The organism is Delftia sp. WSY_22 (assembly GCF_043104185.1).
Lineage (GTDB): Bacteria > Pseudomonadota > Gammaproteobacteria > Burkholderiales > Burkholderiaceae_C > Comamonas > Comamonas tsuruhatensis.
Window position 1 is genome coordinate 38,472 of sequence record NZ_JBICKN010000019.1, and the last position, 26,697, is coordinate 65,168.

At 68.3% G+C, this 26,697-nt stretch carries 28 protein-coding genes; 19 read left to right on the forward strand and 9 right to left on the reverse strand.

What is annotated here, in order from left to right; all coding sequences use genetic code 11:
* Nucleotides 1-178: 178 nt before the first annotated feature.
* The 5 genes from gatC to ACF8NF_RS12155 all read left to right on the forward strand — a co-directional run bounded on the left by gatC (nt 179) and on the right by ACF8NF_RS12155 (nt 6,165).
* On the forward strand, nt 179-478 hold the full coding sequence (gatC, locus tag ACF8NF_RS12135) for an Asp-tRNA(Asn)/Glu-tRNA(Gln) amidotransferase subunit GatC (RefSeq protein WP_016448550.1): 300 nt from the start codon (nt 179-181) through the stop codon (nt 476-478).
* Between the two features lie 66 nt (nt 479-544).
* Nucleotides 545-2,041, forward strand: a complete 1,497-nt coding sequence (gatA, locus tag ACF8NF_RS12140) for an Asp-tRNA(Asn)/Glu-tRNA(Gln) amidotransferase subunit GatA (protein ID WP_016448551.1) — start codon at nt 545-547, stop codon at nt 2,039-2,041.
* A 6-nt stretch (nt 2,042-2,047) separates the two neighbouring features.
* Nucleotides 2,048-3,493 (forward strand): Asp-tRNA(Asn)/Glu-tRNA(Gln) amidotransferase subunit GatB, encoded by a 1,446-nt coding sequence (gatB, locus tag ACF8NF_RS12145; RefSeq protein ID WP_343740793.1) that lies wholly within the window; start codon nt 2,048-2,050, stop codon nt 3,491-3,493.
* 148 nt (nt 3,494-3,641) lie between these two features.
* Nucleotides 3,642-4,865, forward strand: a complete 1,224-nt coding sequence (locus ACF8NF_RS12150) for a serine hydrolase domain-containing protein (protein ID WP_392450653.1) — start codon at nt 3,642-3,644, stop codon at nt 4,863-4,865.
* Between the two features lie 163 nt (nt 4,866-5,028).
* A complete protein-coding gene (locus ACF8NF_RS12155) occupies nt 5,029-6,165 on the forward strand; it encodes an HPP family protein (RefSeq protein ID WP_392450654.1) in 1,137 nt (378 codons plus the stop codon).
* Nucleotides 6,166-6,229: 64 nt separating this feature from the next.
* On the opposite strand, the gene serA is transcribed toward ACF8NF_RS12155, so the two are convergent.
* Nucleotides 6,230-7,459 carry a phosphoglycerate dehydrogenase gene (serA, locus tag ACF8NF_RS12160; protein ID WP_012202286.1) on the reverse strand — a complete coding sequence of 410 codons (1,230 nt, stop codon included), beginning with the start codon at nt 7,457-7,459 and terminating at the stop codon, nt 6,230-6,232.
* A 358-nt stretch (nt 7,460-7,817) separates the two neighbouring features.
* Between serA and ACF8NF_RS12165 the strand changes: the two genes are divergently transcribed.
* From ACF8NF_RS12165 to ACF8NF_RS12180, 4 genes are all read left to right on the forward strand, one after another.
* Nucleotides 7,818-8,795: a hypothetical protein gene (locus tag ACF8NF_RS12165; protein ID WP_338405897.1), complete on the forward strand. Its 978-nt coding sequence runs from the start codon at nt 7,818-7,820 to the stop codon at nt 8,793-8,795.
* A gap of 49 nt (nt 8,796-8,844) precedes the next feature.
* Nucleotides 8,845-9,408, forward strand: coding sequence for a nitroreductase family protein (locus ACF8NF_RS12170; protein WP_126311657.1), 564 nt, complete (start codon nt 8,845-8,847; stop codon nt 9,406-9,408).
* A 122-nt stretch (nt 9,409-9,530) separates the two neighbouring features.
* Nucleotides 9,531-9,767 (forward strand): hypothetical protein, encoded by a 237-nt coding sequence (locus ACF8NF_RS12175; RefSeq protein WP_016448557.1) that lies wholly within the window; start codon nt 9,531-9,533, stop codon nt 9,765-9,767.
* 76 nt (nt 9,768-9,843) lie between these two features.
* Complete coding sequence (locus ACF8NF_RS12180) at nt 9,844-10,197, forward strand: hypothetical protein (RefSeq protein WP_016448558.1); 354 nt, start codon at nt 9,844-9,846, stop codon at nt 10,195-10,197.
* Nucleotides 10,198-10,227: 30 nt separating this feature from the next.
* Here the strand turns inward: ACF8NF_RS12180 and ACF8NF_RS12185 are convergent, their stop codons facing one another.
* From ACF8NF_RS12185 to pyrE, 3 genes are all read right to left on the reverse strand, one after another.
* Entirely contained in the window at nt 10,228-12,828 is a 2,601-nt protein-coding gene (locus ACF8NF_RS12185; protein WP_392450655.1) for a membrane-bound PQQ-dependent dehydrogenase, glucose/quinate/shikimate family, read from the reverse strand.
* 170 nt (nt 12,829-12,998) lie between these two features.
* A complete protein-coding gene (locus ACF8NF_RS12190; protein ID WP_016453597.1) occupies nt 12,999-13,613 on the reverse strand; it encodes a hypothetical protein in 615 nt (204 codons plus the stop codon).
* 46 nt (nt 13,614-13,659) lie between these two features.
* Nucleotides 13,660-14,361, reverse strand: a complete 702-nt coding sequence (pyrE, locus tag ACF8NF_RS12195) for an orotate phosphoribosyltransferase (protein WP_016453598.1) — start codon at nt 14,359-14,361, stop codon at nt 13,660-13,662.
* Between the two features lie 10 nt (nt 14,362-14,371).
* Here pyrE and ACF8NF_RS12200 point away from each other — a divergent pair, with 10 nt between their 5' ends.
* The 3 genes from ACF8NF_RS12200 to ACF8NF_RS12210 all read left to right on the forward strand — a co-directional run bounded on the left by ACF8NF_RS12200 (nt 14,372) and on the right by ACF8NF_RS12210 (nt 15,845).
* On the forward strand, nt 14,372-15,175 hold the full coding sequence (locus ACF8NF_RS12200) for an exodeoxyribonuclease III (RefSeq protein WP_016448562.1): 804 nt from the start codon (nt 14,372-14,374) through the stop codon (nt 15,173-15,175).
* A gap of 92 nt (nt 15,176-15,267) precedes the next feature.
* Nucleotides 15,268-15,516 (forward strand): type II toxin-antitoxin system CcdA family antitoxin, encoded by a 249-nt coding sequence (locus ACF8NF_RS12205; protein WP_043791083.1) that lies wholly within the window; start codon nt 15,268-15,270, stop codon nt 15,514-15,516.
* Complete coding sequence (locus ACF8NF_RS12210; RefSeq protein WP_074922594.1) at nt 15,516-15,845, forward strand: CcdB family protein; 330 nt, start codon at nt 15,516-15,518, stop codon at nt 15,843-15,845. The genes ACF8NF_RS12205 and ACF8NF_RS12210 overlap by 1 nt, the downstream gene beginning before the upstream one ends.
* A gap of 70 nt (nt 15,846-15,915) precedes the next feature.
* On the opposite strand, the gene ACF8NF_RS12215 is transcribed toward ACF8NF_RS12210, so the two are convergent.
* The 3 genes from ACF8NF_RS12215 to ACF8NF_RS12225 are packed head-to-tail and all read right to left on the reverse strand — an operon-like array spanning nt 15,916 to nt 18,807.
* Entirely contained in the window at nt 15,916-17,340 is a 1,425-nt protein-coding gene (locus ACF8NF_RS12215; protein WP_392450656.1) for an NAD(P)(+) transhydrogenase (Re/Si-specific) subunit beta, read from the reverse strand.
* Nucleotides 17,337-17,681: an NAD(P) transhydrogenase subunit alpha gene (locus ACF8NF_RS12220; protein WP_012202276.1), complete on the reverse strand. Its 345-nt coding sequence runs from the start codon at nt 17,679-17,681 to the stop codon at nt 17,337-17,339. The genes ACF8NF_RS12215 and ACF8NF_RS12220 overlap by 4 nt, the downstream gene beginning before the upstream one ends.
* A gap of 1 nt (nt 17,682) precedes the next feature.
* On the reverse strand, nt 17,683-18,807 hold the full coding sequence (locus ACF8NF_RS12225) for a Re/Si-specific NAD(P)(+) transhydrogenase subunit alpha (RefSeq protein ID WP_016453602.1): 1,125 nt from the start codon (nt 18,805-18,807) through the stop codon (nt 17,683-17,685).
* Nucleotides 18,808-19,132: 325 nt separating this feature from the next.
* On the opposite strand from ACF8NF_RS12225, the gene ACF8NF_RS12230 reads away from it, so the two are divergent.
* The gene (locus tag ACF8NF_RS12230; RefSeq protein WP_074922588.1) at nt 19,133-19,408 is read left to right on the forward strand and encodes a zinc ribbon domain-containing protein; all 276 of its coding nucleotides are present in this window, start codon (nt 19,133-19,135) and stop codon (nt 19,406-19,408) included.
* 86 nt (nt 19,409-19,494) lie between these two features.
* A complete protein-coding gene (locus tag ACF8NF_RS12235) occupies nt 19,495-20,133 on the forward strand; it encodes an MBL fold metallo-hydrolase (RefSeq protein WP_012202273.1) in 639 nt (212 codons plus the stop codon).
* Between the two features lie 13 nt (nt 20,134-20,146).
* Here ACF8NF_RS12235 and ACF8NF_RS12240 read toward each other — a convergent pair whose 3' ends face one another.
* Nucleotides 20,147-20,833: a Crp/Fnr family transcriptional regulator gene (locus tag ACF8NF_RS12240; RefSeq protein WP_013800207.1), complete on the reverse strand. Its 687-nt coding sequence runs from the start codon at nt 20,831-20,833 to the stop codon at nt 20,147-20,149.
* A gap of 84 nt (nt 20,834-20,917) precedes the next feature.
* Here ACF8NF_RS12240 and ACF8NF_RS12245 point away from each other — a divergent pair, with 84 nt between their 5' ends.
* The 5 genes from ACF8NF_RS12245 to ACF8NF_RS12265 all read left to right on the forward strand — a co-directional run bounded on the left by ACF8NF_RS12245 (nt 20,918) and on the right by ACF8NF_RS12265 (nt 25,799).
* On the forward strand, nt 20,918-21,913 hold the full coding sequence (locus tag ACF8NF_RS12245; protein ID WP_392450657.1) for an ABC transporter substrate-binding protein: 996 nt from the start codon (nt 20,918-20,920) through the stop codon (nt 21,911-21,913).
* Between the two features lie 14 nt (nt 21,914-21,927).
* Nucleotides 21,928-22,725 carry an ABC transporter ATP-binding protein gene (locus ACF8NF_RS12250; protein WP_392450658.1) on the forward strand — a complete coding sequence of 266 codons (798 nt, stop codon included), beginning with the start codon at nt 21,928-21,930 and terminating at the stop codon, nt 22,723-22,725.
* Complete coding sequence (locus ACF8NF_RS12255) at nt 22,715-23,371, forward strand: ABC transporter permease (RefSeq protein WP_392450659.1); 657 nt, start codon at nt 22,715-22,717, stop codon at nt 23,369-23,371. The genes ACF8NF_RS12250 and ACF8NF_RS12255 overlap by 11 nt, the downstream gene beginning before the upstream one ends.
* Before the next feature lie 71 nt (nt 23,372-23,442).
* Nucleotides 23,443-24,318 (forward strand): TauD/TfdA family dioxygenase, encoded by an 876-nt coding sequence (locus ACF8NF_RS12260; RefSeq protein ID WP_016448570.1) that lies wholly within the window; start codon nt 23,443-23,445, stop codon nt 24,316-24,318.
* A 23-nt stretch (nt 24,319-24,341) separates the two neighbouring features.
* The gene (locus tag ACF8NF_RS12265; protein WP_046988067.1) at nt 24,342-25,799 is read left to right on the forward strand and encodes an aldehyde dehydrogenase family protein; all 1,458 of its coding nucleotides are present in this window, start codon (nt 24,342-24,344) and stop codon (nt 25,797-25,799) included.
* 10 nt (nt 25,800-25,809) lie between these two features.
* Here the strand turns inward: ACF8NF_RS12265 and ACF8NF_RS12270 are convergent, their stop codons facing one another.
* Nucleotides 25,810-26,691: a M48 family metallopeptidase gene (locus ACF8NF_RS12270; protein WP_370671639.1), complete on the reverse strand. Its 882-nt coding sequence runs from the start codon at nt 26,689-26,691 to the stop codon at nt 25,810-25,812.
* Nucleotides 26,692-26,697: the final 6 nt, after the last annotated feature.

A 26,697-nucleotide genomic window follows, 5' to 3' on the forward strand; every position in this document is an offset into this window, starting at 1 on the left:
GCCTGCCATCGCCGGGATGAAAGTTAGGGAGTCTGGATGGGGTTGGCTTTTCGCACAATGACCAGCTCGGAGAGGGTCTTGCGGCAAAGCCGAGATAATACCGTATCCCCTGTGAATAACTTGTACTGCCGGGGCTTGAAATGCGGGTTTACATCCCGTTGCCCCCTTCAAAATTCCTATGGCACTGAACGCACAAGACATCGCACGCATCGCGAACCTCGCACGGCTCGAGCTCTCTTCCGCAGAGAGTGAGCGCATGCTAGGCCAGCTCAATGATTTTTTCGGCATCGTGGAGAAGATGCAGGCTGTGGATACTTCGGGCGTCAGCCCGCTGTCACATCCGGTCGCCGCCATCCAGGACATTGCCCTGCGCCTGCGCGAGGACATTGCCAGCGAGCCCGACCAGCGCGACGCCAATCAGCGCAGCGCCCCGGCCGTCGAGCGCGGCCTGTTCCTGGTCCCCAAGGTGATCGAGTGAGCGCCGGGCGTCGCTCGCCCTGCTTCCTGTCCCCTGGCATCCGTCCCCGTTTTCCGCATCCCATACATGACCCAGCAAACCACTGATCTGCACACGCTCGGCGTGTCGGCCCTGTCGGCCCTGCTGCGCGAGCGCAAGCTCGGCGCCGTCGAAGCCGCCCAGCATTTCCTGGCCCGCGCCCAGGCGCACCAGAACCTGGGCGCCTTCGTCAGCATCGACGAAGAGGCCACTCTGGCCCAGGCCCGCGCTGCCGACGCCCTGATTGCCCAAGGCAAGGGCGGCCGCCTGGCTGGCGTGCCCATTGCGCACAAGGACATCTTCGTCACGCGCGACTTCCCGACCACGGCCTCCAGCAAGATGCTGGCCGGCTACCGCTCGCCCTTCGACGCCACCGTGGTCACCCGCCTGGCCGAGGCCGGCGCCGTGACGCTGGGCAAGCTCAACTGCGACGAATTCGCCATGGGCTCGGCCAACGAGAACTCGGCCGTCGCGCCCGTGGGCTTCGACGCACCCGCGCCCGTGCGCAATCCCTGGAACCTGGACCGCGTGCCCGGCGGCTCCTCGGGCGGCTCGGCCGTGGCCGTGGCCGCCGGCCTGGCGCCCGCCGTCACCGGCACAGACACGGGCGGCTCCATCCGGCAGCCCGCATCGTTTTGCGGCATCACGGGCATCAAGCCCACCTATGGCCGCGCCAGCCGCTACGGCATGATCGCCTTCGCCTCCAGCCTGGACCAGGCCGGTCCCATGGGCAAGAGCGCCGAGGACTGCGCCCTGCTGCTGTCCGAGATGTGCGGCCCCGACCTGGACCGCGACTCCACCAGCCTGGACGTGCCCGCCGAGGACTTCACGGCCCGCCTGAACGACGGCATCGAAGGCCTGCGCATCGGCATCCCCGCCGAGTTCTTCGGCGAAGGCCTGTCGGCCGACGTGCGCGCCGCCGTGGATGGCGCGCTCAAGGAATACGAGAAGCTGGGCGCCCGCCTGGTGCCTATCTCGCTGCCGCGCACCGAGCTGTCGATTCCCGTGTACTACATCCTGGCCCCGGCCGAGGCATCGTCCAACCTCTCGCGCTTCGACGGCGTGAAGTTCGGCCACCGCGCCAAGGACTACACGGACCTGGTGGACATGTACAAGAAGACCCGCGCCGAAGGCTTCGGCGACGAGGTCAAGCGCCGCATCATGATCGGCGCCTACGTGCTGTCCGAGGGCTACTACGACGCCTACTACCTGCAGGCGCAGAAGATCCGCCGCATGATCGCCGACGACTTCCAGGCCGCCTTCCAGCAGTGCGACGTGATCGCCGGCCCCGCCGCGCCCACCGTGGCCTGGCAGCTGGGCGGAAAGAGCGACCCGCTGGCCAACTACCTGGCCGATATCTTCACGCTGCCCGCATCGCTGGCCGGCCTGCCCGGCATGAGCGTGCCCGCAGGCTTTGGCGAGGCCGGCATGCCCGTGGGCCTGCAGCTGATCGGCAACTACTTCAAGGAAGGCCAGTTGCTCAACGCCGCCCACCGCTTCCAGCAGGCCACCGATTTCCACCTTCAAGCTCCGAAGGGCATCTGAGACCCCATGACCGCGAAACTCATCCAGGGCTATGAAGTCGTCATCGGCTTCGAGACCCACGCCCAGCTGGCCACCCAGTCCAAGATCTTCAGCCGCGCCAGCACCGCCTTCGGCGCCGAGCCCAACACCCAGGCCTGCGCCGTGGACATGGCGCTGCCCGGCACGCTGCCGGTGATGAACAAAAAGGCCGTCGAGTGCGCCATCCGCCTCGGCCTGGCGCTGGGCTCGCACATTGCGCCGCGCAGCATCTTCGCGCGCAAGAACTACTTCTATCCCGACCTGCCCAAGGGCTACCAGATCTCGCAGTTCGAGATTCCCGTGGTCCAGGGCGGCGAGGTGTCCTTCTTCCTCGGCGACGAGAAGAAGACCATCCGCCTGGTGCGCGCCCACCTGGAGGAAGATGCCGGCAAGTCGCTGCACGAGGACTTCATCGGCCAGTCGGGCATCGATCTGAACCGCGCCGGCACGCCGCTGCTGGAGATCGTGACCGAGCCCGACATCCGCAGCACGGAAGAAGCCGTGGCCTACGCCAAGACGCTGCACCAGATCGTGACCTGGATCGGCATCTGCGACGGCAACATGCAGGAAGGGAGCTTTCGCTGCGACGCCAACGTCTCCGTGCGCAAGCCCGGCCAGCCGCTGGGCACGCGCCGCGAGATCAAGAACCTCAACAGCTTCAAGAACATGCAGCTGGCCATCGACTACGAGATCCGCTGGCAGATCGAGGAAATCGAGGACGGCCGCCGCATCCAGCAGGCCACCGTGCTGTTCGACCCCGACACGGGCGAGACGCGCTCCATGCGCACCAAGGAAGACGCGGCCGACTACCGCTACTTCCCCGACCCCGACCTGCCGCCGCTGGTGGTCGCGCCCGAGTGGGTGGAACAGGTCAGGGCCGACATGCCCGAGCTGCCGCGCGCCATGGCCGCGCGCTTTGTCGAGCAATACGGCCTGCCCGAGTACGACGCCACCACGCTGACGCAAAGCCAGGCCATGGCCGCCTACTTCGAGGACACGGCCCGGGCCTGCAATGCGCCCAAGCTGGCCAGCAACTGGATCATGGGCGAGATCTCGCGCCGCCTGAACACCGAGGAAATCGGCATGGAGGCCGCCAAGGTCTCCAGCGCCCAGCTGGCCGCGCTGATCGCGCGCATCGGCGACGGCACCATCTCCAACAACGCAGCCAAGCAGGTGTTCGAAGCGCTGTGGAGCGGTGAAGGCAGCGATGTCGACGCCATCATCGAGGCCAAGGGCCTCAAGCAGATGAACGACACGGGCGCGCTGGAGAAGATCATCGACGAGGTGATCGCCGCCAATCCGGCCAACGTGGAGCAGTACCGCGCAGGCAAGGACAAGGCCTTCAACGCCCTGGTCGGCCAGGTCATGAAGGCTTCCAAGGGCAAGGCCAACCCGGCGCAGGTCAACGAGCTGCTCAAGGCCAAGCTGGCCTGACCACACGCCCGGTCCACCCGGTCCACCAGGCCCGCCCATCGTGGCGGGCTTTTTTTCGTGTGCACGCTCCGCGCCGGCTGTCCCGCACCGAACAGCGCCTGCGCCTGCATGTCTCCAGAATCCCTGCCATCGCACCTGAGGAGACAGCATGACCACCAGCACCGACCGCCTGCACATCCCCGGCCTGCCCTGGGCCGACTCCCCTGAAGCCGTAGGCCTGGGCGGCGCGCGCCTGGCGCGCCTGTCGGCCCGGCTGCAGCGCGGCGTGGACACCGGCGAGATCCCGGGCGCCGTGGCCCTGGTGGCGCGGCGCGGCAAGCTGGCCTACCTGGAGAGCTTCGGCCTGCTGGACCCCGAGGCCGGCACGGCCATGCGGCCCGATGCCATCTTCCGCATCGCCTCCATGAGCAAGCCCATCACCTCGCTGGCCATCATGATGCTGGCCGAGCAGGGGCGGCTGTCCATCATCGAGCCCGTGGAGCAGTACCTGCCCGAGCTGGCCGCGCTGCGCGTGGGCCTGGAGCGCGCGCCGCTGGCACGCTCCATCACGCTGCAGGACCTGCTGCGCCACACCTCCGGCATTCCCTATGGATTCGCCGGCACCGAGCACCCCGTCAAGAAGATGTACCTGGATGCGGGCCTGTTCAGCGGCAAGTTCACCAATGCGCAGTTCATCACCAGGCTCGCGCAGCTGCCGCTGGTGGCCCAGCCCGGCGAGACCTGGGAATACGGCATGTCCACCGATGTGCTGGGCCGCGTGGTCGAGTTGGTCAGCGGCCAGACGCTGGCCGCCTTCGTGCGCGAGCACATCACCGGGCCGCTGGGCATGGCCGACACGGGCTTTCATGCGCCCGACAGCGAGATCGCACGCGCCGCGCGGCCCCAGCCCGAAGGGCCGCAGAAACAGATGCCGCCCATCCCCCCGGTCACGCGCGCCATGATGTTCGAGTCGGGCGGCGGTGGCATGGTCTCGACCATGGCCGACTACGCGCGGCTGTGCCTGTTCTGGCGCAACGGCGGCACGCTGGACGGCGTGCGCCTGGTCTCGCGCAAGACCGTGGAGCTGATGACCTCCAACCACCTGCCCGCCAGCGTGCGCATGGGGCCGGACATGGCGTATTTCGGCGCCCAGCTGCCCTCGCCCGAGGTGGGCCAGGGCTTCGGCCTGGGCTTTGCGGTGCGCACGGCGCCGGGCCTCAACCCGCTGCCGGGCAGCGTGGGCGACTTTTCATGGAGCGGCATCTACGGCACCTTCTTCTGGATCGATCCGCAGGAGGACCTGTTCGCCATCCTCATGATGCAGTCCATGGCCCAGCGCATTGCCTACCGCTGGGTGATGCGCGAGGGCGTGTACCAGTCCATGGTGGACTGAGCCGGCAGGCGCGCTGCACCGAAAGGGTGCAAAGCCCATGCTGCGAGCAAGAGCGGCGTCCCTTCCTAAAATGACGCGCTTTTGCAGCCCTGCCCCAGGGCCGCGCAGGCAAAGACAACAAGACAACAAGGCCATGGGCTGGAACAGAAAAGCATGGGGGCCGGTGGTGCCACGCCCCGCGCCTGCGGACATGTGGCGCGTGGCCATGGGCTCCATCGTGGGCATGGGAATGGCCACGGCCCTGGTCTGGCTGGCGCATGCGGGCACCTGGGATCTTCCCCTGCGCCTGTTCGCGCCGCTGGGTGCCACGGCCGTGCTGCTGTTCGCCGTGCCCACCAGCCCGCTGGCCCAGCCCTGGTCCTGCGTAGTGGGCAATACGGTGTCGGCGCTCTGGGCCCTGTTCGTGCTGCAGTGGAGCCCTCCCCAGCTGGCCCCTGCGCTGGCCGTGGGTGGCGCCATAGGCTGCATGCTGCTGACGCGCTCGCTGCATCCGCCGGGTGGCGCCATGGCCCTGCTGACGGTGCTCAATGCCAAGGCCTCGCTGGCCGCCGGCTGGATGCTGCCCTTCGTGCCCGTGGGCGCGCTGACGCTGGCGCTGGTCCTGGCGGCCACGGCGCTCCACCGCGCCACGGGCCGGCGCTATCCCCACCATGCCGACACGGCGCCCAAGGCCTCGCCCGCCGATTCGGCCCATCGCCATGCCTCGCGCCTGGGCCTGTCCCATGCCGATCTGGAGGCGCTGCTGCTGCGCTTCGGCCAGGAAAACAACCTGGAAGCCGACGACCTGGCCGAGCTGCTGGCCGCCGCCGAGGAAACCGCCATCGAGCACCGCCTGGGCGGCGTGCGCTGCGCCCAGCTGATGACGCGCGATCCCGTGAGCTGCTCCATGGACGACGACGTGCACGCCGTGGCCGCACGCTTTCGCGCACACCCGGCCAAGAGCCTGCCGGTGCTGGACGCCGATGGCGGCCTGGCCGGCACGGTCTCCCGTGCCGAGCTGTACGAGTGGCTGTGGATGAGCCCCGCGCGCCCGGCCGAATCTGCGGCAAAACCTTCTTTGTTGAACTGGCTGGGCCAGCGCCTGCCCGGCAAGAGCCGGGCCGTGCCCCGCCTGTCGGAGCTGCCCCAGCTGGTTCATGCGCCTGAACTCAGCGTGGACGAGGACACGCCCGTGGGCCAGTTGCTGGACGCCCTGGCCCGGCACAGCGTGCCCTGCATTCCCGTGATGCGCGAAGGCCGGCTGACCGGCCTGATCACGCGCACGGACCTGATGCGGCTGCTGCTGCAGCCGGGCAGATAGGGCGAGCCGGCAATGCGCCAGTTTCAGGAAGTGCGCCCAAGCGCAGCATCCTGAAACCTGGCCATCAGAACAGCACGCGGCAGCGGATGGTGCCGGGAACCTGGGTCAGTTTCTCGACCGCCAGGCCCGAGGACTGGGCCGCCAGGTCGATCACCACATAGCCCACCTTCTCGTCGGTGCGCAGGTACTGGCCGGCAATGTTGATGCCGTTCTCGGCAAACACCTGGTTGATGGCCGACAGCACGCCGGGCTGGTTGTGGTGCACGTGCAGGATGCGGTTCTGGCCGGGGTGGGCGGGCAGGGCCACTTCGGGGAAGTTCACCGCCGAGGTGGTGGTGCCGTTGTCGCTGTACTTGACCAGCTTCTCGGCCACTTCCAGGCCGATGTTGGCCTGGGCCTCCATGGTGGAGCCGCCCACGTGCGGTGTCAGGATGACGTTGTCCAGGCCGCGCAGGGGCGAGACGAATTCATCCTTGTTGCTGCGCGGCTCGGTGGGGAACACGTCGATGGCGGCGCCCAGCAGCTTGCCGGCCTTCAGGGCCTCGGCCAGCGGCTCGATTTCCACCACGGTGCCGCGCGAGGCATTGATCAGGATGGCGCCGGGCTTCATGGCCGCGATTTCCTTGGCGCCGATCATCCACTGGGTGGAGGGCAGCTCGGGCACGTGCAGGGTGACGATGTCGCTGCCGGCCAGCAGATCGGCCAGCGATGCGGCCTGGCGCGCATTGCCCAGCGGCAGCTTGGTGGACACGTCATGGAAGAGCACCTGCATGCCCACCGACTCGGCCATCACCGACAGCTGGGTGCCGATGGAGCCGTAGCCCACGATGCCCAGCGTCTTGCCGCGGATTTCGTAGGAGTTCTCGGCGCTCTTGAGCCAGCCGCCGCGGTGGGCGGAGGCGTTCTTGGCAGGCACGCCGCGCAGCAGCAGGATGGCTTCGGCCAGCACCAGCTCGGCCACCGAGCGCGTGTTGGAGTAAGGCGCGTTGAAGACCACCACGCCACGCTCGCGCGCCGCGTCCAGGTCCACCTGGTTGGTGCCGATGCAAAAGCAGCCCACGGCCACGAGCTTTTGCGCGGCGGCGAACACGTCGGCCGTCAGCTGCGTGCGCGAACGGATGCCGACGAAGTGCACGTCGGCGATCTTGCGCTTGAGCTCCTCGCCTTCCAGCGCGCCCGTCACGGTCTCCACATTGGTGTAGCCCGCGTTGCGCAGCACTTCGAGTGCGGAAGGATGGATGCCTTCGAGCAGCAGGAACTTGATCTTCGATTTATCCAGCGACGTTTTGGTCATGGGCGAGCCCTCTCTAGTCAGTCAGAAATCAAAGCGAGCATTACAGCGGATTCGGGAAGCCGCTACAGCCGGTAGGCCCAAAGCCAGCGCGCCCGCAAGCGGGAGAACCATGCGCCCTGCGGCCATGAATATCCCGCCATCCGGCAGACACCCATTGCAGGACGGCGCATGCCACGGGAGCACATGCACACTTCGAGATTGGCGCGAAATGTAAAACATTGAGAACCGGTGCGCCCGTGCGCGGCAGCCTTCCTAGAATTCGCGCGTCTGCGTCCGGTGCTTTCAAATCAATAGCAACAGAACAGGCCTGCAGGCGGGCCGGACGCGCCCTTGTTTTACGAACCAACCGAGGAATCCGATGATTACAAACATGCTGCGCAGGATCGAGGACCTGCTGGTGCAGGTGGTGCGCGTGGTGCTGCTGGTGTTCTCCCTGCTCGTGCTGGTGGGCATGGCACTGTGGACCTGGGAGAGCTTCAGGCCCGGCAAGGCCGAGGCGCCCCAGGCCGTGGCCCAGGAATTGAACTGGAAGGACGCCAGGCCCGACCTGCAGTTCGTCGTGGACGAAACCAGCCGCGACCTGGGCGCGGGCGGCGGCGAACCCGCCATGGAAAAGCGCCTGGCCGATCCGGCGCTGCGCCCCGCCTTCCAGAAGGCCGACGCCCTGGTGCGCGCCTTCGTGAACAAGGATCCTGCGCGGCGCGAGCGCACCGAGCGGGACCACCAGGCACGGGGCCTGGCACCGCTGCACCCGCTGCTGCAAGGCGACGCCCTGCCGTCCGAGGCCGATGTGCAGCGCCGCATCCAGGAGCGCGGCCAGCGCGAAGGCGATGCCGGGGCCGTGGATGCGGCGGCCGATGCAGCGGCTGCCGACGCAGCGGCTGCCGCAGCCGCCTCCGCCGACGAGGAAGACAGCTGGATGGTCGAGCCCGTGGATACCGCCGCCGCCATCCATGAGCGTGCCCAGGCCGCCGAGCTGGAACACGGCAAGGGCGCCTATGCGGCCTATGTGCAGGGCCTGCCCGCCGCGCTGGAGCAGGTCTTCGGCAATGCCGCGCTGGAGCCGCGGCTGCAGGCGCAGACGGCCCAGCAGATCCTGTCCACGGTGCTGCTGAACTACACGCTGTCCCTGGACAATGCGGCGCGCGCGCTGCGCGGCGAGGACAGCCACGGCAGCAGCTCCTGGAAGGAACGCTTCGGCGCCGTGGAGACGGCCTTCTGGAGCATGCTGATGTCATTCCTCGTGCTGGTGGTGATGGTGCTGGTCTTCATCCGCATGGAGCGCCATCTGCGCGTGATCAGCCAGCAGCATGGCCAGGCCCCGCGCCAGCCCTGAGGCCTTGCGCTATCGTTGCCGCTTTCCTTTCTGCTTGCCGCCTATCCGCATGACACGCAACACCACCACCCCCATCCATCCGCAGTTCCTGGGCCGCATGTCGCCGCGCGCCTTCAGGCCCGAGGCACTGAGCCAGGCCCAGATCGAGCAACTGGCCGACGCCGCGCGCTGGGCGCCTTCGGCCAGCAACAAGCAGCCCTGGCACTTTGCCTATGCGCTGCGCGGCGATGCGAACTGGCAGGCCTTCAGCACCATCCCCAACGAGTTCAACCGCCGCTGGTGCCTGGAGGCGGGCGCGCTGATCGTGCTGATGTCCGACCGCCAGGCCTCGCCCGGCAAGCACAGCTTCGACGCGGGCTGCGCCTGGGGCTACCTGGCGCTGGAAGCCCACGCCATGGGCCTGGCCACGCACGCCATGGGCGGCTTCTCGGCCGAGGCCGCACGCGAGGTGCTGCGCCTGCCCGAGCACCTGGAGCCCGAGGTGGTGATCGCCGTGGGCTGGCGCGGCGATGCGGCCACCCTGCCCGACGATCTGCGCGAGCGCGAGGTGCCCACGCCGCGCAAGCCGCTGGCCGAAGTGCTGAGCGCCGGCCCCGTGGCCACGGGCGGCTGACGGCGGGTTCCAAGTCCTACGCCGCTTTGCGGGGATGCCCCGGATGGCCTGCCCAGGCCCCGGGGCTACACTGGCCCACAGGCCTGCGGCGCAGCAGGCGTCCATGACCCCAAGGAGTTGCCATGACACCATCCTCCAGCCCCAACCTCGACAAGCTGCGCAACATCGTCCAGAAGTTCGGCGCCAGCTCCTTCACCACGGACCAGGTGGCCAGCGAATACGACGACGCCCCGGCCACGGCGGAAAGCATCGAGCAGTTCGACGCCCTGCTGCAGCGCCATGCAGCCGTGCTGGGCATCCATTCCGTCCCCGGCAGCGGCGGCCAGGGCCACGGCGCCACCGTCTGGCAACCGGCCTGAGCACCGAAACCACGCAGGGCACTGCGCCGCTACACTCGCTGCGGCCGGCACTTTGCCGGCGCGCGGTTTTCTTTTGATGTCCTCACTCTCCCCCCATACCTGGCTGCAGCTGTCCGTGGCAGCCAGTGCCTTGCTGGTGCTCGCCTCCATCGGCTGGGTCTGGCACGGCACGCGCGCCCTGCCCGCGGATTCGCGCGATGGCCGCAGCGCCCGGCGCATGGCGGCCCTGTTCGCCCTGGGCGCCTTGGCCTGGCTGGCCTACGGCCTGTACACGGGCTATGCCGCGCTGTGGAAGGCCGACGCGCTGATGCTGTTCGCCCAGCAAGGCGCGCTGCTGCGCCTGCCGCTGCTGATCGGCGGACTGGCCTGGGTGGCCGCGCTGCTGGTCACGCGCGTTCTGCGCATGCTGGGCCGGGCCGGATCGGCATGAGCCGGCGCAGACCCCCACGGCGCTGAGCGCTCAGGGCGCCGCCACCTCCTTGGGCAGCACATAGGCACGCACGCTGTCGCCAGCCTTGGTGCCGGTCGAACCATGGCCACCCGCCACCACCACCAGGTACTGGCGCTGGTCGGTGCCCAGGTAGGTCATGGGCGTGGCCTGGCCGCCAGCAGGCAGGCGGTCCTGCCAGAGCTGGCGGCCGCTGTCCACGTCGTAGGCGCGTACATAGTTGTCCAGAGCCCCCGAGTAGAAGGCCACGCCGCCAGCGGTCATCACCGGGCCGCCAATGCCAGGCACGCCCATGCGAAAGCCCAGCGGCAGCGGGCTCAGGTCGCGCGGCGTGCCGTTGCGGCGCTGCCAGACGATCTGGCCCGTGCGCAGGTCGGCGCCCGCCACAAAGCCCCAGGGCGGCGCCTGGCAGGGAATGCCCAGCGGCGAGACAAAGGGCTTGAGCCGCACCGCAAACGGTGCGCCGAAGTTTTCGTTGAGCGCGGGCAGGCCGTCCTTGGGCGGGCCGCCATCCTGCACCAGCAGCGAGGTATCGTCCGCGCGCGGCACCAGGGTGGAGACGAAGGCCAGCCGCGTGGGCGTGGCAAACACCACCTGCCGGCGCGGATCCACGGCCACGCCGCCCCAGTTGAAGACGCCGAAGTTGCCCGGATAGATCAGCGAGCCCTGCTCCGACGGCGGCGTGAAGCGCCCCTCGTAGCGCAGCCGGTGGAAGGCCAGCCGGCACCACAGCTGCTCGAAGGGCGTGGCACCCCACATGTCGCGTTCGGTCAGGGCCGGGGGATTGAAGCTCAGCTGCGAATGCGGCTGCGTGGGCGCCGTGCGGTCGCCGCGTGCCGCGCCCTGCGGCGCAGCCACCTCGGTAACGGGCAGAAGCGGCTGGCCCGTGCGCCGGTCCAGCACGAACAGCTCGCCCTGCTTGGTGGGCTGCACCAGGGCGGGCACGCTGTGGCCGCCGATCTCCAGGTCGATCAGGCTGGGCTGCGAGGGCACGTCGTAGTCCCAGAGATCGTGGTGCACGGTCTGGAACACCCAGCGCACGGCGCCCGTGGCGATGTCCAGCGCCACCACGGAGGACGAATACCGCTCGGCCTCGGCGCTGCGCCGGCCGCCCCATTGGTCGGGCGGCGCATTGCCCATGGGCACGAAGACGAGGCCCAGCGTCTCGTCCACGCTGGAGATGGACCAGCTGTTGGGCGAGCTGGGCACATAGGTCTGCCCTTCGGGCAGCGGCGTGCTGGTCGCTGGCCGCCCCGGGTCCCAGGCCCACAGCAGCGCACCCGAGCGGATGTCGAACGCACGGATCACCCCCGAAGGCTCGCGCGTGGAATGGTTGTCCAGCACCGTGCCGCCCACGATGATGCGGTCGCGCGCCACCACCACCGGCGAGGTCGAGTAGTACGAGCCCGGCTTGCGCTCGGGCATGCCCTGCCAGAGGTCGATCTGGCCCTGGCCGCCCGCCACGTTGCCGCAGGTCTGGCCGTCGGCGGGATTGAGGGCGACCACCTTGCCGTCGGCCGTGGCCATGAACAGCTTGGCGGTACAGCGGCCATCATCGGAGGAAGGGGCCGGGGAGACCGAGGAAGCCGGATCAGCCTGTGCCGCCTGTGCGCCGGCCTTCCTTGCAGCCGGCGCCACCGCCGAATGCGTCTGCCCTGCCGCCGCATCGAACTGCGCGGCCGCCTGCGCCGACTGGTAGGACAGGCCCCGGCAGGTCAGGTGCTGCAGCGCCAGCCCCTTGGGCATGGGCAGGTCGCGCCGCCACAGCTGCTTGCCCGTGGTGGCATCGAGCGCAATCACCGACTGGTGGGGCGTGCACAGGAACAGGCGCTCGCCGATCTTCAGCGGCGTGACCTCGAACGTGGTTTCTTCGGGATCGCCGGGCTTGCCGCGCACATCGCCCGTGCGGAACTCCCAGGCCAATTGCAGCAGCCGCACGTTGTGCGGGCCGATCTGGCTCAGCGGCGAATAGCGCTGGCCCGCTCCGGTGCGGCCGTAGGCATGCCATTCACCATCGGGCACGGCATCGGTGGCATCGCCCTGCAGCACCGGCGGGCTGCGCAGGCCGCCGGCATCGGAGGCCACCATGGACATGTTCTGCACGGCCGTGACCTGGCCGTCGGCCGGCAGGTCCGACGCGGCGGCGGCCGCGCCCGCAAACTGGCCCTGGGTTTCATGGGCATCGCGCTGCCGCCCGAAGGACAGGCTCGCAAGAATGGCCGTGCCCAGCACCACCAGCGCCAGCGCCGCATGGGCCGGTGCCAGGCCCCGGTTCTGGCCCATGTCGGGCTCATGGCGCAGCGCACGCACCGACCAGGGCAGCACCAGCAGCAGGCCCATCAACCAGGGCACCCCCAGGCGCCCCGCCAGCGGCCACCAGTCCAGCCCTATCTCCCAGACCGCCCACAGCGCGGTGCCCAGCAGCCACAGCGCAAACAGCCACAGCGCCATGGCCGAACGGCGCGCCACGCCCCACCCCACCACCAGCAGCAGCAGGCCGGCGATCACGTAGTAGCCGCTGCCGCCGGCCAGCAGGAGCTGGGCGCCGCCCCAGGACAGCCAGGCCCCGGCTGCCCACAGCAGCAAGGCCATCAACCAACGCCACACCGTCATGCTGCCTCCCTTGATGTCAGCCCGCAGACTCGATGCGCAAAGCCTAGCCCTGCATGCGGGCGCCGCATGCAGGACGAATTCGACTCAGCAAGCGTGCAACGAGAAGGAGGAAGGAAAGGAGGGGCAGGAAGAAGAAAGAACGCGGCGGCGGGCGCGGCGTTGGGCCAGCCTCAGCGGCGTGCGCTCGCAGCCCACAGCTGGCGCAGCTGCTGCAGCTCGGCATCGAAGCGCTCCTGGATGCGGCGCTTTTCCTGGTCCTGCTGCTGGACGAAGCGCTGCTGCTCCTCCTGCGAGGCCGTGTTCTCGTCGAGCTGGCGGCGCAGCGATGCCGGCGCCTTGGCGGGGTCTTTCCTGTAGAACTCCATCTCGGCATTCAGGGCCGTGCGCCGCGTCTGCAGTTCCTGCTGGCGCTGGCGCGCCACGGAGATGACCTGATCGACCTGGGAGATGGCCTCGGCACGCTCGGCATCGTGGGCGGCCTGGTTGGGGTAGCGCGTGATCAACGCCTTGTCGCGCGAGCGCTCCTCGCGCATGCGGCGCTGCTCTGCCTGGTCGCGGCGGCGCTGGGCGTCCAGCTCGGCGCGTTCGTTGTCGGTCAGCGTGGGGCCCACGCGGCGCAGCTCCACGCCGGAGTTGCCCAGCACGCGCTGGTCGCGGTCCACGCATTCGGCAATCGGGCGGTCGGCCGTCAGGCGGCGGCCACGGGCGTCGGTGCATGAATAGATGCCCGGCCCCAGGGGCACATCCTGGGCGAGCACGGCGCAGCCCAGCGTGGCCAAGCCCATGGCACACAGCAAGGATCGTGCATGCATCGCCCGCTTCATCAACCGCTCACCCCTTGTCGTTGACTCCATAACGCTGGCGGTAGGCCAGCACGCGCTCATGGTGGCCGCTGCCTGCGCTGCCACCTTGAATCTCAAGATAAAGCAATAAGTCTGCCAGTTTTGCAATAGTGCAGACCTGCATGCCCAGCTGGTTGCGCACGTACTGCACGGCGCTGTGGGGCACGTCCTGGCCATTTTCCGTGGCCATTTCCTGGCGGTCCAGCGCGATGGCCACGGCATGCGGCGTGGCACCGGCGGCGCGGATGATGGCGATGGACTCGCGCGCGGCCGTGCCGGCGCTCATCACGTCGTCCACGATCAGCACGCGGCCCTTGAGCGGCGCGCCCACCAGGGTGCCGCCCTCGCCGTGGTCCTTGGCTTCCTTGCGGTTGTACGCAAAGGGCTTGTTGATGCCCATGCGGGCCAGCTCCACCGCCACGGTGGCCGCCAGCGGGATGCCCTTGTAGGCCGGGCCGAAGATCATGTCGAACTCGATGCCGCTGGCCGCGATGGCTTTTGCATAGAATTCGGCGAGACGGCCCATCTTGCCGCCGTCATCGAACAGGCCGGCATTGAAGAAGTACGGGCTCATGCGCCCGGCCTTGGTCTTGAACTCGCCGAAACGCAGCACCCCTGCGTCAACGGCGAATTGCACAAATTCCTGCGCCAGACGGCCTGCGTCATCGGCCTGCAGATTACTCACCACCATGGATTCATCCTTGTTCAAATTGACCAGCCTCAACCTCAACGGCATCCGCTCGGCCTCGACCAAGGGCGTCGAAGCCTGGATCGAGGCCACTGCGCCGGATTGTATTTGCGTGCAGGAAATCAAGGCCCAGGCCGCCGACATGACCGGACGCTTCGAGCTGCTGGCCGGCCTGCGCGGCCACTTCCACTACGCCGAGAAAAAGGGCTACTCGGGCGTGGGCGTCTACAGCCGCCACGAGCCCAGCGACGTCGTGGTCGGCTTCGGCTCGCACGAATTCGACGCCGAAGGCCGCTACGTGGAGGCGCGCTTCGACACGCCATCGCGCAAGCTGTCCATCATCAGCGCCTACTTTCCCAGCGGCAGCTCCGGCGAACTGCGCCAGACGGCCAAGTTCCGCTTCCTGGCCGAAATGCACGCCCACCTGATGCGCATGAAGGGCGAACGCGAGTTCATCCTCTGCGGCGACATCAACATCGCCCACCAGCAGATCGACCTCAAGAACTGGCGCAGCAACCAGAAAAACAGCGGTTTCACGCCCGAGGAACGCGAGTGGATGACAAAATTGTTGAACAAAACTGAGCCGACTGGCGGCCTGGTGGACGTTTATCGCCTGCTCCAGCCCGACACCACCGACACCTGCTACACATGGTGGAGCAACCGCGGCCAGGCCTACGCCAACAACGTGGGATGGCGCCTGGACTACCACCTGGCCACCCCCGCTACCGCCGCGCTGGCCCGCACCGAGAACATCTACAAGGATGTGAAGTTCTCGGACCATGCGCCGGTGACCATCGGCTACGACATGAAGCTGTGAGACGTTCAAGCAGGGCCTTGGGTCGCGGCGGTTTGACTCGTCGCGCTCTCATACAGACACTGTGCGCATGATCTTTATCTGAGGGTTCCGAGATGAAATCCATTGCTGTCTCCAGCGCCAAGCGGCCAATCCATCTCACGATCAATGCAGATCTGGTGACGCAGGCCAAGGCCTATACCGACAATCTCTCGGCCACCATGGAATCCCTGCTGGCCGAATACGTTGCCAGGCAGGAGGGCGCACAGCGTGAGCGCCAACGGCTTGCCGACGCCTGCGCCAGCGACTGGAACGCGGTCAACATCGCGGTGGGTTCGTTCGCAGACGAGCACTCGACGCTCTAGTGGCGCAATTCGACGTTCATCGCAACAAGGGAGCCTTGCGCGACTCGATTCCCTACGTCGTCGTGGTCCAGTCCTCGCTGTTTGACCGCTACCGCCGTCGCGTCGTGGTTCCACTGGTTCGGCAGAATCTGCTGCCGCACGGCACTCCAACCGTGGGTGCGAGGATGAATCCTGTGTTTGTCATTGAAGGCGTGCCGGTCGTCCTGCATGCCCTGGACATGGTTTCAGTCGCCCTGGATCAATTGGGTGAAGTGGTGGCCTCACTGGAGCATGAAGGCCAAGCCATCGCCGATGCGCTGGACGAATTGCTGACCCGGTCCGGGGGCTGACCCAAGATCGTTTTCAAGGAGGCCAGGGCTTGGGCCCTGCCCTCCTCGGACTTCAGCCCGGGCGCATGCCTCACTCCAGCGCCTTGCCCATGTCCTCCACCACCTTCTTGGCGTCGCCGAAGACCATCATGGTCTTGTCCATGTAGAAAAGCTCATTGTCCAGGCCCGCATAGCCGGCCGCCATGGAGCGCTTGTTCACGATCACCGTCTTGGCCTTGTAGGCCTCCAGGATGGGCATGCCGTAGATGGGGCTGCCCTTGACGTGCGCGGCGGGGTTCACCACGTCGTTGGCGCCCAGGATGATGGCCACGTCGGCCTGGCCGAACTCGCTGTTGATGTCCTCCATCTCGAAGACCTGGTCGTAGGGGACCTCGGCCTCGGCCAGCAGCACGTTCATGTGGCCGGGCATGCGGCCGGCCACCGGGTGGATGGCGTACTTCACCGTCACGCCGCGCTCGGTGAGCTTGTCGGCCAGCTCCTTGACCGCGTGCTGGGCACGCGCCACGGCCAGGCCGTAGCCGGGCACGATGACCACGGTCTCGGCATTGCCCAGGACGAAGGCCGCATCGTCGGCGCTGCCGCTTTTCACGTTGCGCTGCTGCTGGGAGCCTGCCGCCGCGCTGGTGGCCTCGCCGCCGAAGCCGCCCAGGATCACGCTGAAGAACGAGCGGTTCATGGCCTTGCACATGATGTAGCTCAGGATGGCGCCCGAGCTGCCCACCAGCGAACCCGCAATGATCAGCATGCTGTTGTTCAGCGAGAAGCCGATGCCCGCCGCCGCCCAGCCCGAGTAGCTGTTGAGCATGGACACGACCACCGGCATGTCCGCGCCGCCGATGGGAATGATCAGCAGCACGCCCAGCAGCAGTCCCAGGGCGATGACCAGCACGATGTCCATCCAGCTTTGGCTGTGCCAGAAGCCGAAGACGAAGAAGGCCGCAGCCAGCCCCAGCACGGCGTTGAGCGCATGCTGGCCCTTGAACTGCACGGGCGCGCCCTGGAACAGGCGGAACTTGTACTTGCTGCTGAGCTTGCCGAAGGCGATCACCGAGCCCGTGAAGGTCACGGCGCCGATGAAGGCGCCCAGCGCCAGCTCCACGCGGTTGCCGCCCGGGATGGCGCCGCCCTTGGCCGTGATGGCAAAGGCCCAGGGCTCGGCCACGGCGGCCACGGCGATGAACACCGCCGCCAGGCCGATCATGCTGTGCATGAAGGCCACCAGCTCAGGCATCTTGGTCATCTCCACGCGCTGGGCCATGACCGCACCGGCCGTGCCGCCGACCAGCAGGCCCAGCAGCACCCAGCCCAGCCCCAATGCATTGCCGCCGGCCAGCTGCACGATGAGCGCCGCCGTGGTCAGCACGGCGATCACCATGCCGGCCATGCCGAACAGGTTGCCCCGTATGGACGTGGTGGGATGCGACAGCCCCTTGAGCGCCTGGATGAAGCAGACGCTGGCCACCAGGTAGAGCAACGTGACGAGGTTCATGCTCATGACTGGCCCTCCGCCTTGGCATCCTTGCCGTCCTTGGCCGGAGCGCTCTTGCGCTCTTTCTTGCGGAACATCTCCAGCATGCGCCGCGTGACCAGGAAGCCGCCGAACACGTTGACCGCGGCCAGCGCCACGGCCAGCACGCCCATGGTCTTGCCCAGGCCCGTTTCCGTGAGCGCCGCCGCCAGCATGGCGCCGACGATGACGATGGCCGAGATGGCATTGGTCACCGCCATCAGCGGCGTGTGCAGCGCGGGGGTGACGGTCCACACCACGTGGTAGCCCACGTAGATGGCCAGCACGAAGATGATGAGATGGATGATGGTGGGGGATACGGCTTCCATGTCATTTCCTCCGCTGTGCTGCGAGTTGGCCTTCATGGGCCATCAGGCACGCGGCCACGATGTCGTCCTCCATGTCCACATGCAGGGCGCCATCCTTGTTGATGATGAGCTTGAGAAAATCGAGCACATTGCGTGCATACAGGGCCGAGGCATCGGCCGCCACCAGCGCCGCCAGGTTGGTCAGGCCCACGATGGTCACGCCATGCGTGACCACGGTCATGCCGGCCTGGGTCAGCGGGCAGTTGCCGCCGCGCTCGGCCGCCAGGTCCACGATGACGGCGCCTGGCTTCATGGCCTGCACCATCTCGGCCGTGACCAGCACGGGCGCGGGCCGGCCCGGGATCAGCGCCGTGGTGATGACCACGTCGGCCTGGGCCACGCGCTTGGCGACCTCGGCCTTTTGCCGGTCCAGCCAGCTTTGCGGCATGGGGCGGGCGTAGCCGCCCACGCCTTCGGCGGCCTCCTTTTCCTCGGCCGTCTCGTAGGGCACGTCGATGAACTTCGCGCCCAGCGACTCGACCTGCTCGCGCACGCTGGGCCGCACATCGCTGGCCTCGATCACGGCGCCCAGGCGCTTGGCCGTGGCAATGGCCTGCAGGCCGGCCACGCCCACGCCCAGCACCACGACGCGCGCGGCCTTCACCGTGCCGGCCGCCGTCATCAGCATGGGAAAGAAGCGCTGGTACTGGTTGGCCGCAATCATCACGGCCTTGTAGCCGGCGATATTGGCCTGGCTGGACAGCACGTCCATGCTCTGCGCACGCGTGGTGCGCGGAGCCGCCTCCAGCGCATAGGCCGTGATGCCCGCATCGGCCAGGCGCTGCAGGCCTGCGGGCTGGAAGGGGTCCAGCATGCCGACCAGCGTTGCGCCCTTGCGGACCAGGGGCAGCTCATCCTCCGAAGGAATGCGCACCTTGAGCACAAGATCGGCGCCCAGGGCGCCTGCCGCATCGACGATCTCGGCGCCCGCTGCCTCGAACAAGGCATCGGGCACGCTGGCCGCCACTCCCGCTCCCGACTGCACGCGCAGCACATGGCCTTGCGCACGCAGCTTCTTGACGGTCTCGGGGGTCGCGGCCACCCGGGTTTCTCCTGCCATGGTCTCGGCAGGCACGCCAATCAACATACCGGTTCTCCCTCGCGTGATGCCGGTACCCGCCCTGCGCTGCATTGCGCAGGCGGCGGCCCGGCCCATCCTCGAAAAAATCCTTGCGCGCCTGCATGACGGCAGGCTGGCTTGGCGGCACGGCTAGCTTGTATCACGGCCGCGTGGCGGCAGCCACGGGGTCTGCCCGCGAGGATGTCGCCTGTCCGTCACAAGACGTCGGATTGCCGCGAAATGACAGCCACATTAAATGATCGCCATCCACGACCCGGCGCACCGCTGCCGTGTCCCAATGCACCTTTGAGCGACTGCAGCGGCGCAGCCGCGCAGTGCGAAGGAAGGCACCATGGGACTCTTGCAAAGACTGTTCGGACAACACGCGCGCGGCGGCCATCACGGCGGCAATATCGGCGTCCATATCGGCGGGCATCACGCCGGCGGCGCATACCCGCCTGCGGCCGTGGCGGCGGTCTGCCCCGGCTGCCATGCATCGATTGCCTCCAGCTCGCGCTTTTGCCCGCAGTGCGGCGGCGCGGTGCTGCCGCAGGCCTGCAGGAGCTGCAGCGCCAGCCATCCGGCCGGTGCGCGGTTCTGCGGGCAATGCGGCCAACCGACCACCTGACGGCGCAAGCGGGGGAGGCCCTGCGCTGCCATCAGGGGAAGGAGCGGGAATAATGGGCGCTTTCGCCAGAAGCACCCACGCCGCCCATGCTCCAGTACCACACCATCCCCGTCACCGCCTTCCAGCAGAACTGCTCGCTGGTCTGGTGCGACCAGACCATGGAAGCCGCCGTCATCGACCCGGGCGGCGACCTGGAGCAGATCGGCTGGGAGATAGAGCGCCTGGGCCTGGCGCTCAAGGCCATCTGGCTCACGCACGCCCACATAGACCACGCGGGCGGCACGCGCGAGCTGGCCGATGCACAGCAGCTGCCCATCATCGGCCCCCATCCCGGCGACCAGTTCTGGATCGATGCGCTGCCCCAGCAGGGCGCCATGTTCGGCTTCCCGCATTCGGACCCCTTCACGCCCACGCGCTGGCTGCACGATGGCGACACGGTGAGCATCGGCCAGGAGACGCTGCAGGTGCGCCACTGCCCCGGCCATACGCCCGGCCACGTGGTGTTCCATGCGCCGCAGATCGACCGCGCCTTCGTGGGCGACGTGCTGTTCGCGGGCAGCATCGGCCGCACCGACTTTCCCCAGGGCAACCACCAGCAGCTGATCGACAGCATCGTCCAGCGCCTGTGGCCCATGGGCGACCAGACCGTGTTCATCCCGGGCCACGGCCCCGAAAGCAGCTTCGGCCGCGAGCGCAAGAGCAACCCCTACGTGGGCGGGACCTGAGCCTGCAGCTGTCTCAGCCCAGCACCTCGATCCACCGATAGCCCAGACGCACGCTGCCGCCCGCCTGCAGCTTGCGCAGCTCCTCGTTCACGCGCTGGCGCGAGGCGCCCACCACATGCGACAGATCACCCTGCGATATGCGCAGCAGGGTGCGGCCACCGGGCAGGGGCTGGCCATTCTCTGCCGCCAGAACCTGCAAGGTGGCCCAGACCCGGGCATGCAGCGTGTCCTCCGAACTGATGAAGATGGTGTCCAGCAGCCCGTTCACGCGCAGGCTCAGCAGGCGCGCCACAGCCAGGCATGCGGGCGCATCGCGCTCCAGGAAGTCCAGCAGCGGCTGGCGCGGCAGGACCAGCACCTCGACATCGCCATCGGCCACCAGGTCCACGGGCACGGGCGCATTGCCCAGCACCGAGCTGATGCCGGTGATCTCCCCGGCCTCCAGCCAGCGCGTCATGCGCTCGGTGCCGCCCACGGTGAAGGCCACGACACGAAAGCGCCCTGACAGCAGCACCAGCGCATGGTCGGCCGCATCGCCGCGCTTTTGCACGAACTGTCCATCGCGGTAGCGGCGCCTGGACCCTATAGCCCGCAGCCCGCGTGCCGATGCGGCCGGCAATTCGGCCAGCAGGTCCACGCGATAGCGCTCGCTGCGCGCCTGCGCCAAAGAGGTGTTGGGGGAACCGAGCTTGGTGTTCACCCGATCATTGTCCCTTTCGCGGCAATTGGCGCATAGCACCGTCCTTGTAATCGGCCCCATACCCACACGTATGGAGCCCGCCCCATGATCCGCACCACGCTCGCCCTGGTATCCGCCTTCGTGTTCGCCCTGCTCTCGACCCAGGCAGCCCTTGCACAGACGCCCACGCTGCGCATCCAGGACTACCCCGGCATCGGCAATTTCCTGGTGCGCGTGGCCAACGCGCGGGGACTGTGCGAGAAGCACGGCATACGCTGCGAACTGCGCCCCATCCCGCAGGCGCCGCTGGCGCTGCAGACCTTGCTGGCCGGTGACCTCGAAGTGGCGTTTACGCCGCCCGAGGTGCTGCTCCAGGCGGTCAACAAGGGCGCCGACCTCAAGGTGATCGGCAGCGGCGCCAGCGCGCCGACGTTCTTCCTCATGGCCTCGTCGGCCCTGCCCATGGCGCATGCCGGCCAGGGCTATCCCGCCGTGATGCAGGACTTCAAGGGCCGGCGCATCGGCGTGACGGCGCGCGGCAGCGCGGCCGAGTTCCAGCTCGTGAGCCTGCTGCAGGGCGCCGGCATGAAGGCGGACGACGTCACCATCGTCGCCGTGGGCTCGCCCAACACCGCCTTTCCGGCGATTGCGCAAAGGCAGGTCGATGGCCTGATGCTGTTCTCGCCCATGGACGGCTTTTGCGAGGTCAGCCAGGCCTGCCGCATCGTCGTCGATCCGCGCAGGGGCCAGGGTCCGGCCGATGTGGTGGACACCAACGGCGCCGGCGTGCTGCAGGTGGTGCGCGCCGACTTCCTGCGCAAGAACGCCCAGGCCGTGGAGGGCTTGCGCCGCGCCATGAACGAGGCGGCCGACTATGCCCGCGAACCGGCCCATTTCGATGCATTGCTCAAAGTCGCGCAGGACAGCTTCCGCATCAACACGACCGGCGGCGAACGGATCCTGGAAGTGGCGCTGCGCAACGCCATTCCTTCCATGCAGTTTGCGGTGGACCCCAAGGCCCTGCAGCATGCCGCGCGCTACCTGCAGCGCACGGGGCAGATCAGCCGGCTGATCGACACCGCGCCCCTGCTGGCGCAGTGAAGGGGGCGCGCGCCATGACTTCCAATGGATCGCAACTGCCGCCGCAGGCCATTGCCGCCGACGGCCTGCACCTGAGCTTCGACGGCCGCACGCAGGTGCTGGACAACATTGCGCTGCAGGTGGCCGAGGGCGAATTCGTCTCGCTGGTCGGGCCCAGCGGCTGCGGCAAGACCAGCCTGCTCAACCTCTGCGCGGGCCTGGTGGCCCACACCGGCGCCGGCACGCTGCGCGTGCTGGGCGAGGCACCGCTCCTGGGCAGTTCCCGCGTGGGCTACATGCTGGCGCGCGACAGCCTGCTGCCCTGGTGCACGGCGCTGGAGAACGCCGCCTTCGGCGCGCGCGTGCGCGGCGTCGGCACGGCCGACAGCACGGAGCGCGCACTGCGCATGCTGCAGGAGGTGGGCCTGGCCGACCATGCGCAGGCCCTGCCCAAGGCCTTGTCCCACGGCATGCGCCAGCGCACGGCGCTGGCGCGCACCTTTGCGCTGGACGCGCAGCTGCTGCTGATGGACGAGCCCTTCGGCGCCCTGGACGCGCAGACCAAGCTGCAGCTGCAGGACCTGCTGCTGCGCCTGTGCCAGCAGCACCGCCACAGCGTGCTGTTCGTGACCCATGACCTGGCCGAGGCCGTGGCCGTCTCCGACCGCGTGGTGGTGATGTCCTCGCGCCCGGGCCGCATCATCGCCGACCTGCCCATAGACCTGCCGCGCCCGCGCTCCATCCGCGACCTGCAGAAGTCGCCGCGCTTCCATGAACTCTATGCGGCCCTGTGGTCGCAGCTTGAATCGGGATGGGTGCACCATGAAGGCTGACCGTCTGCAATGGCTGGCGCTGCATGCGCTGTTCATCTGTCTCGTGCTGGGACTGGCCGAATGGGCCGCCGCGCGCCGCTGGCTGGACCCCACCTTCTTCGGCCAGCCCAGCGGCGTGGCCGCCTTCGCCACCGGGCTGGTCTTCGTGCGCTGGCCGGCCGTCGAGCGCTTTGCCGAGCCCTACTTCAACGCGCTGAACGTGATGCCGCGCATCGCGCTGGCGCCGCTGTTCATCCTGTGGTTCGGGCTGGGGCTGGGCAGCAAGATCGCCGTGGGCTGCTCGCTGACCTTCTTCATCGTGCTGTCGGCCACGGTGGCAGGCATGCGGGGCGTCAGCCAGGACCATGTGACGCTGTGCCGCACGCTGGGCGCCAGCGCCGCCACCACCTTCTTCGAGGTCACGCTGCCCGGCGCCGTCCCGGTGATCTTCTCGGGCCTGCGCCTGGGATTGATCTATGCCCTGCTGGGCGTGGTGGGCACCGAGATCATCGCCAGCGAAAAGGGCCTGGGCCAGACCCTGGCCTACCTGGGCTCCACCTTCGACATCAATGGCGTCATGGCGCTGCTGCTGGTGCTGGCCCTGCTGGGCGTGGGCATGGTGCGCTTCATGTCCTGGGCCGAGAGGCGGCTGCTGCACTGGCAGTGAGCCCGCCAGCCCTCTCTCCCCACCTTCCTTCCTCTTCCTCCCCTTCCATCCGTTCCTCCAAGGAGTACCCCATGGCCAATGCCGCCCCCATGCAGCTGATCGACATCGACGCCCGCTACCACCACATCCGCCCCGTGCCGCGCATGCCCAACTTCGCGGCCTGGATCGAGGGCGTGGACCTGACCCGGCCCCTGTCCCCCGAGGTGCAGGCGGAACTGCGACAGGCCCTGTACGACTTCGAGGTCATCTTCTTCCGGCCCCAGGCCATCACGGCCGAGCAGCATGTGGCGCTGGCGCAGGTGTTCGGCCCGCTGTCCAAGGGCTCGTACTTCGAGCGCAAGAGCGGCATGCCCGACGTGGAGATGATCATCTCCGACAAGGACCGCCCGCCCGCCATAGACAACTGGCACACCGACATCAGCTGGAAGCAGCAGCCGCCGCTGGGCACCGTGATCCAGATCGTGACCACGCCGCCGGCCGGCGGCAACACCTGCTGGACCAGCACCAGCAAGGCCTATGACTGGCTCTCGCCCGGCATGCAGCAGTACCTGGAAGGCCTGCAGGCGGTCCATACCTGGGAGGAATCGGGCTTCCGGGAATACCTGGGCCGCAAGGGCGAGGAGGCGCTGTTCGAGGCGCTGCGCCAGTTCAAGCCCGTGACGCATCCCGTGGTGCGCACCAACCCCGATTCAGGCCGCAAGTGCATCTTCGTCAATGCCGATTTCACGCGCCACATCACGGGCGTGGACCGGCACGAGGCGCGCGGCGTGCTCGCCTTCCTGCTGGACTGGCTTAAGAAGCCGGAGTTCATGGTGCATCATCAATGGGACGCGGGCGGCATCGCCATCTGGGACAACCGCAGCACGCAGCACTATGCTGTGGCCGACTACTGGCCCCACTACCGCGTGAACCAGCGCGTCACCTTCGACACCCCTTCCACCCAATGACAACGAGACACGGAGACAGCTTCATGAGCACGCAAGAGCACCTGCAGTTCTATATCGACGGCCAATGGGTTCCCCCGGCCGTGCCGCGCACGCTGGATGTGATCAATCCGTCCACCGAGGAGGTGGCGGCCCGCATCAGCATGGGCTCGGCCGCCGATGTCGATGCAGCCGTGGCCGCCGCACGCCGCGCGTTCGACGGCTTCTCGCAAACCACGCGCGACGAGCGGCTGGCCCTGCTGGACAAGGTGCTGGCGGTCTACATGCGCCGCATCGACGAGGTGGCTCAGACCATCTCGCTGGAGATGGGCGCGCCGCTGTGGCTGTCGCGCGCGGCCCAGGCCACCGTGGGCGCGGGGCACCTGAAGCAGACCCTGCAGGTGCTCAAGGAATTCGAGTTCGAGAGCGTGCGCGGCACCACCGGCATCGTGCATGAGCCCGTGGGCGTGGTGGGCATGATCACGCCCTGGAACTGGCCCATCAACCAGATCATGTGCAAGGTGGCACCGGCCCTGGCGGCGGGCTGCACCATGGTGCTCAAGCCCTCGGAGATCGCGCCGCTGAACGCCATCCTGGTGGCCGAGATCCTGCACGAAGCGGGCGTGCCGGCCGGCGTGTTCAACCTGGTCAACGGCGACGGCCCCTCGGTGGGCGAGGCCATGTCCGTGCACCCCGGCATCGACATGATGACCTTCACCGGCTCCACGCGCGCGGGCATTGCCGTGGCCAAGGCCTCGGCCGATACCGTCAAGCGCGTGACCCAGGAGCTGGGCGGCAAGTCGGCCAACATCGTGCTGGACGATGCCGACATCGAAAAGGCTGTGACCCAGGGCGTGAACGCCTGCTTCACCAATTCGGGCCAGAGCTGCAACGCGCCCACGCGCATGTTCGTGCCGCGCGCCCTGCATGCGCGCGCCGTGGCCGCGGCCAAGGCCGCTGCCGAGGGCATGAAGGTGGGCGATGCATTGGCCGACACCGGCGCCATGCACATGGGCCCCGTGGTCAGCGAGGCGCAGTTCCGCAAGATCCAGGGCCTGATCGAGGCCGGCATCGCCGAAGGCGCCACCCTGGTGGCCGGCGGCACGGGCCGCCCCGAGGGCCTTGCGCGCGGCTACTTCGTGCGGCCCACGGTGTTTGCCGACGTGCGCAACGACATGACCATTGCGCGCGAGGAGATCTTCGGCCCCGTGCTGGTCATCCTGCCCTACGACACGGAGGAGGAGGCCATCGCCCAGGCCAACGACACGCCCTACGGCCTGTCGGGCTATGTGCAGTCCGGCAGCCTGGAGCGCGCACGCCGCGTGGCCTCGCGCCTGCGCACCGGCATGGTCCACCTCAACGGCGCGGGGCCGGACTTCGGCGCGCCGTTCGGTGGCTACAAGCAGTCGGGCACGGGCCGGGAATGGGGCGAGCACGGCTTCAAGGAGTACCTTGAAGTGAAAGCCGTGATGGGCTATCAACCCAAGCAAAAAGCCGCCGCCTGAAGGCGGCTGCCTACCCGCGCCGTGCGGCCTCGTAGAGGCCTTCCACGCGCGGGATGTTGCGCTCCAACTCGCGGATGCGCTCGGGGCCTGCGGGGTGGGTGGACAGGAATTCCAGGCCGCCGCGGTCGCCCGTGGCCTGGCCCATCTTGCGCCACAGCGAGACCGAGGCCTGGGGGTTGTAGCCGGCGCGCGCGGCCAGCTCCAGGCCCACGAGGTCGGCCTCGCTCTCGTCGCCCCGGCTGAATTTCAGCGACAGCAGCTGGCCGCCCAGGCGGGCCGCCGCATTGCCCAGGTCGCCCAGGCCCAGCAGTTGGGCGCCCAGCGAGATGCCGATGCTGGTGGCCTGGTTCTTGGCCAGCTGCTCGCGCGAGTGCTCGCGCAGCGCATGGGCCATTTCGTGGCCCATGATCATGGCGATCTCGTCGTCGGTCAGCTGCAGCTGGTCGATGATGCCGGTGTAGAAGGCGATCTTGCCGCCCGGCATGCAAAAGGCATTGATCTCCTTGCTGCCGATCAGATTCACCTCCCAGCGCCAGGCATTGGCACGCGGGTTCCATTGGGCGGTGTAGGGGATCAGCCGCCGGGCAATGGCGCGCAGCCGCTGCAGCTGCGGGTTGCTGTCGCCGGCCAGTGCGCCCTGGGCGCGGGCCTTGGCCAGCAGTTGCTGGTACTGGTCGGTGGCGGCGCCTTCCAGCGTCTCGGCCGGCACCAGCTTGCGCAGGCCCGAGGCACCGCCCACCTGCACCTGGGCCGCCACCGGCGCCGTGGCCAAGCCCAGGGCCGCCGCGCTGCCGGCCAGCAAGAAACCGCGACGCGCGCGCCAGGGCGCGCAGGCACAGCCCCAGGCGGACGGGGCACAGGATTCGGAGGAGAGATGGGATGGCTGCTGCATGCCGCC

Coding starts and splice junctions, on each gene's coding strand:
- gatC (WP_016448550.1), top strand. CDS start 179: ATGGCACTGAACGCACAAGACATCGCACGCATCGCGAACCTCGCACGG.
- gatA (WP_016448551.1), top strand. CDS start 545: ATGACCCAGCAAACCACTGATCTGCACACGCTCGGCGTGTCGGCCCTG.
- gatB (WP_343740793.1), top strand. CDS start 2,048: ATGACCGCGAAACTCATCCAGGGCTATGAAGTCGTCATCGGCTTCGAG.
- ACF8NF_RS12150 (WP_392450653.1), top strand. CDS start 3,642: ATGACCACCAGCACCGACCGCCTGCACATCCCCGGCCTGCCCTGGGCC.
- serA (WP_012202286.1), bottom strand. CDS start 7,459: ATGACCAAAACGTCGCTGGATAAATCGAAGATCAAGTTCCTGCTGCTC.
- ACF8NF_RS12165 (WP_338405897.1), top strand. CDS start 7,818: ATGATTACAAACATGCTGCGCAGGATCGAGGACCTGCTGGTGCAGGTG.
- ACF8NF_RS12170 (WP_126311657.1), top strand. CDS start 8,845: ATGACACGCAACACCACCACCCCCATCCATCCGCAGTTCCTGGGCCGC.
- ACF8NF_RS12175 (WP_016448557.1), top strand. CDS start 9,531: ATGACACCATCCTCCAGCCCCAACCTCGACAAGCTGCGCAACATCGTC.
- ACF8NF_RS12180 (WP_016448558.1), top strand. CDS start 9,844: ATGTCCTCACTCTCCCCCCATACCTGGCTGCAGCTGTCCGTGGCAGCC.
- ACF8NF_RS12185 (WP_392450655.1), bottom strand. CDS start 12,828: ATGACGGTGTGGCGTTGGTTGATGGCCTTGCTGCTGTGGGCAGCCGGG.
- ACF8NF_RS12190 (WP_016453597.1), bottom strand. CDS start 13,613: ATGGGCTTGGCCACGCTGGGCTGCGCCGTGCTCGCCCAGGATGTGCCC.
- pyrE (WP_016453598.1), bottom strand. CDS start 14,361: ATGGTGGTGAGTAATCTGCAGGCCGATGACGCAGGCCGTCTGGCGCAG.
- ACF8NF_RS12205 (WP_043791083.1), top strand. CDS start 15,268: ATGAAATCCATTGCTGTCTCCAGCGCCAAGCGGCCAATCCATCTCACG.
- ACF8NF_RS12215 (WP_392450656.1), bottom strand. CDS start 17,340: ATGAGCATGAACCTCGTCACGTTGCTCTACCTGGTGGCCAGCGTCTGC.
- ACF8NF_RS12220 (WP_012202276.1), bottom strand. CDS start 17,681: ATGGAAGCCGTATCCCCCACCATCATCCATCTCATCATCTTCGTGCTG.
- ACF8NF_RS12225 (WP_016453602.1), bottom strand. CDS start 18,807: ATGTTGATTGGCGTGCCTGCCGAGACCATGGCAGGAGAAACCCGGGTG.
- ACF8NF_RS12230 (WP_074922588.1), top strand. CDS start 19,133: ATGGGACTCTTGCAAAGACTGTTCGGACAACACGCGCGCGGCGGCCAT.
- ACF8NF_RS12235 (WP_012202273.1), top strand. CDS start 19,495: ATGCTCCAGTACCACACCATCCCCGTCACCGCCTTCCAGCAGAACTGC.
- ACF8NF_RS12245 (WP_392450657.1), top strand. CDS start 20,918: ATGATCCGCACCACGCTCGCCCTGGTATCCGCCTTCGTGTTCGCCCTG.
- ACF8NF_RS12250 (WP_392450658.1), top strand. CDS start 21,928: ATGACTTCCAATGGATCGCAACTGCCGCCGCAGGCCATTGCCGCCGAC.
- ACF8NF_RS12255 (WP_392450659.1), top strand. CDS start 22,715: ATGAAGGCTGACCGTCTGCAATGGCTGGCGCTGCATGCGCTGTTCATC.
- ACF8NF_RS12260 (WP_016448570.1), top strand. CDS start 23,443: ATGGCCAATGCCGCCCCCATGCAGCTGATCGACATCGACGCCCGCTAC.
- ACF8NF_RS12265 (WP_046988067.1), top strand. CDS start 24,342: ATGAGCACGCAAGAGCACCTGCAGTTCTATATCGACGGCCAATGGGTT.
- ACF8NF_RS12270 (WP_370671639.1), bottom strand. CDS start 26,691: ATGCAGCAGCCATCCCATCTCTCCTCCGAATCCTGTGCCCCGTCCGCC.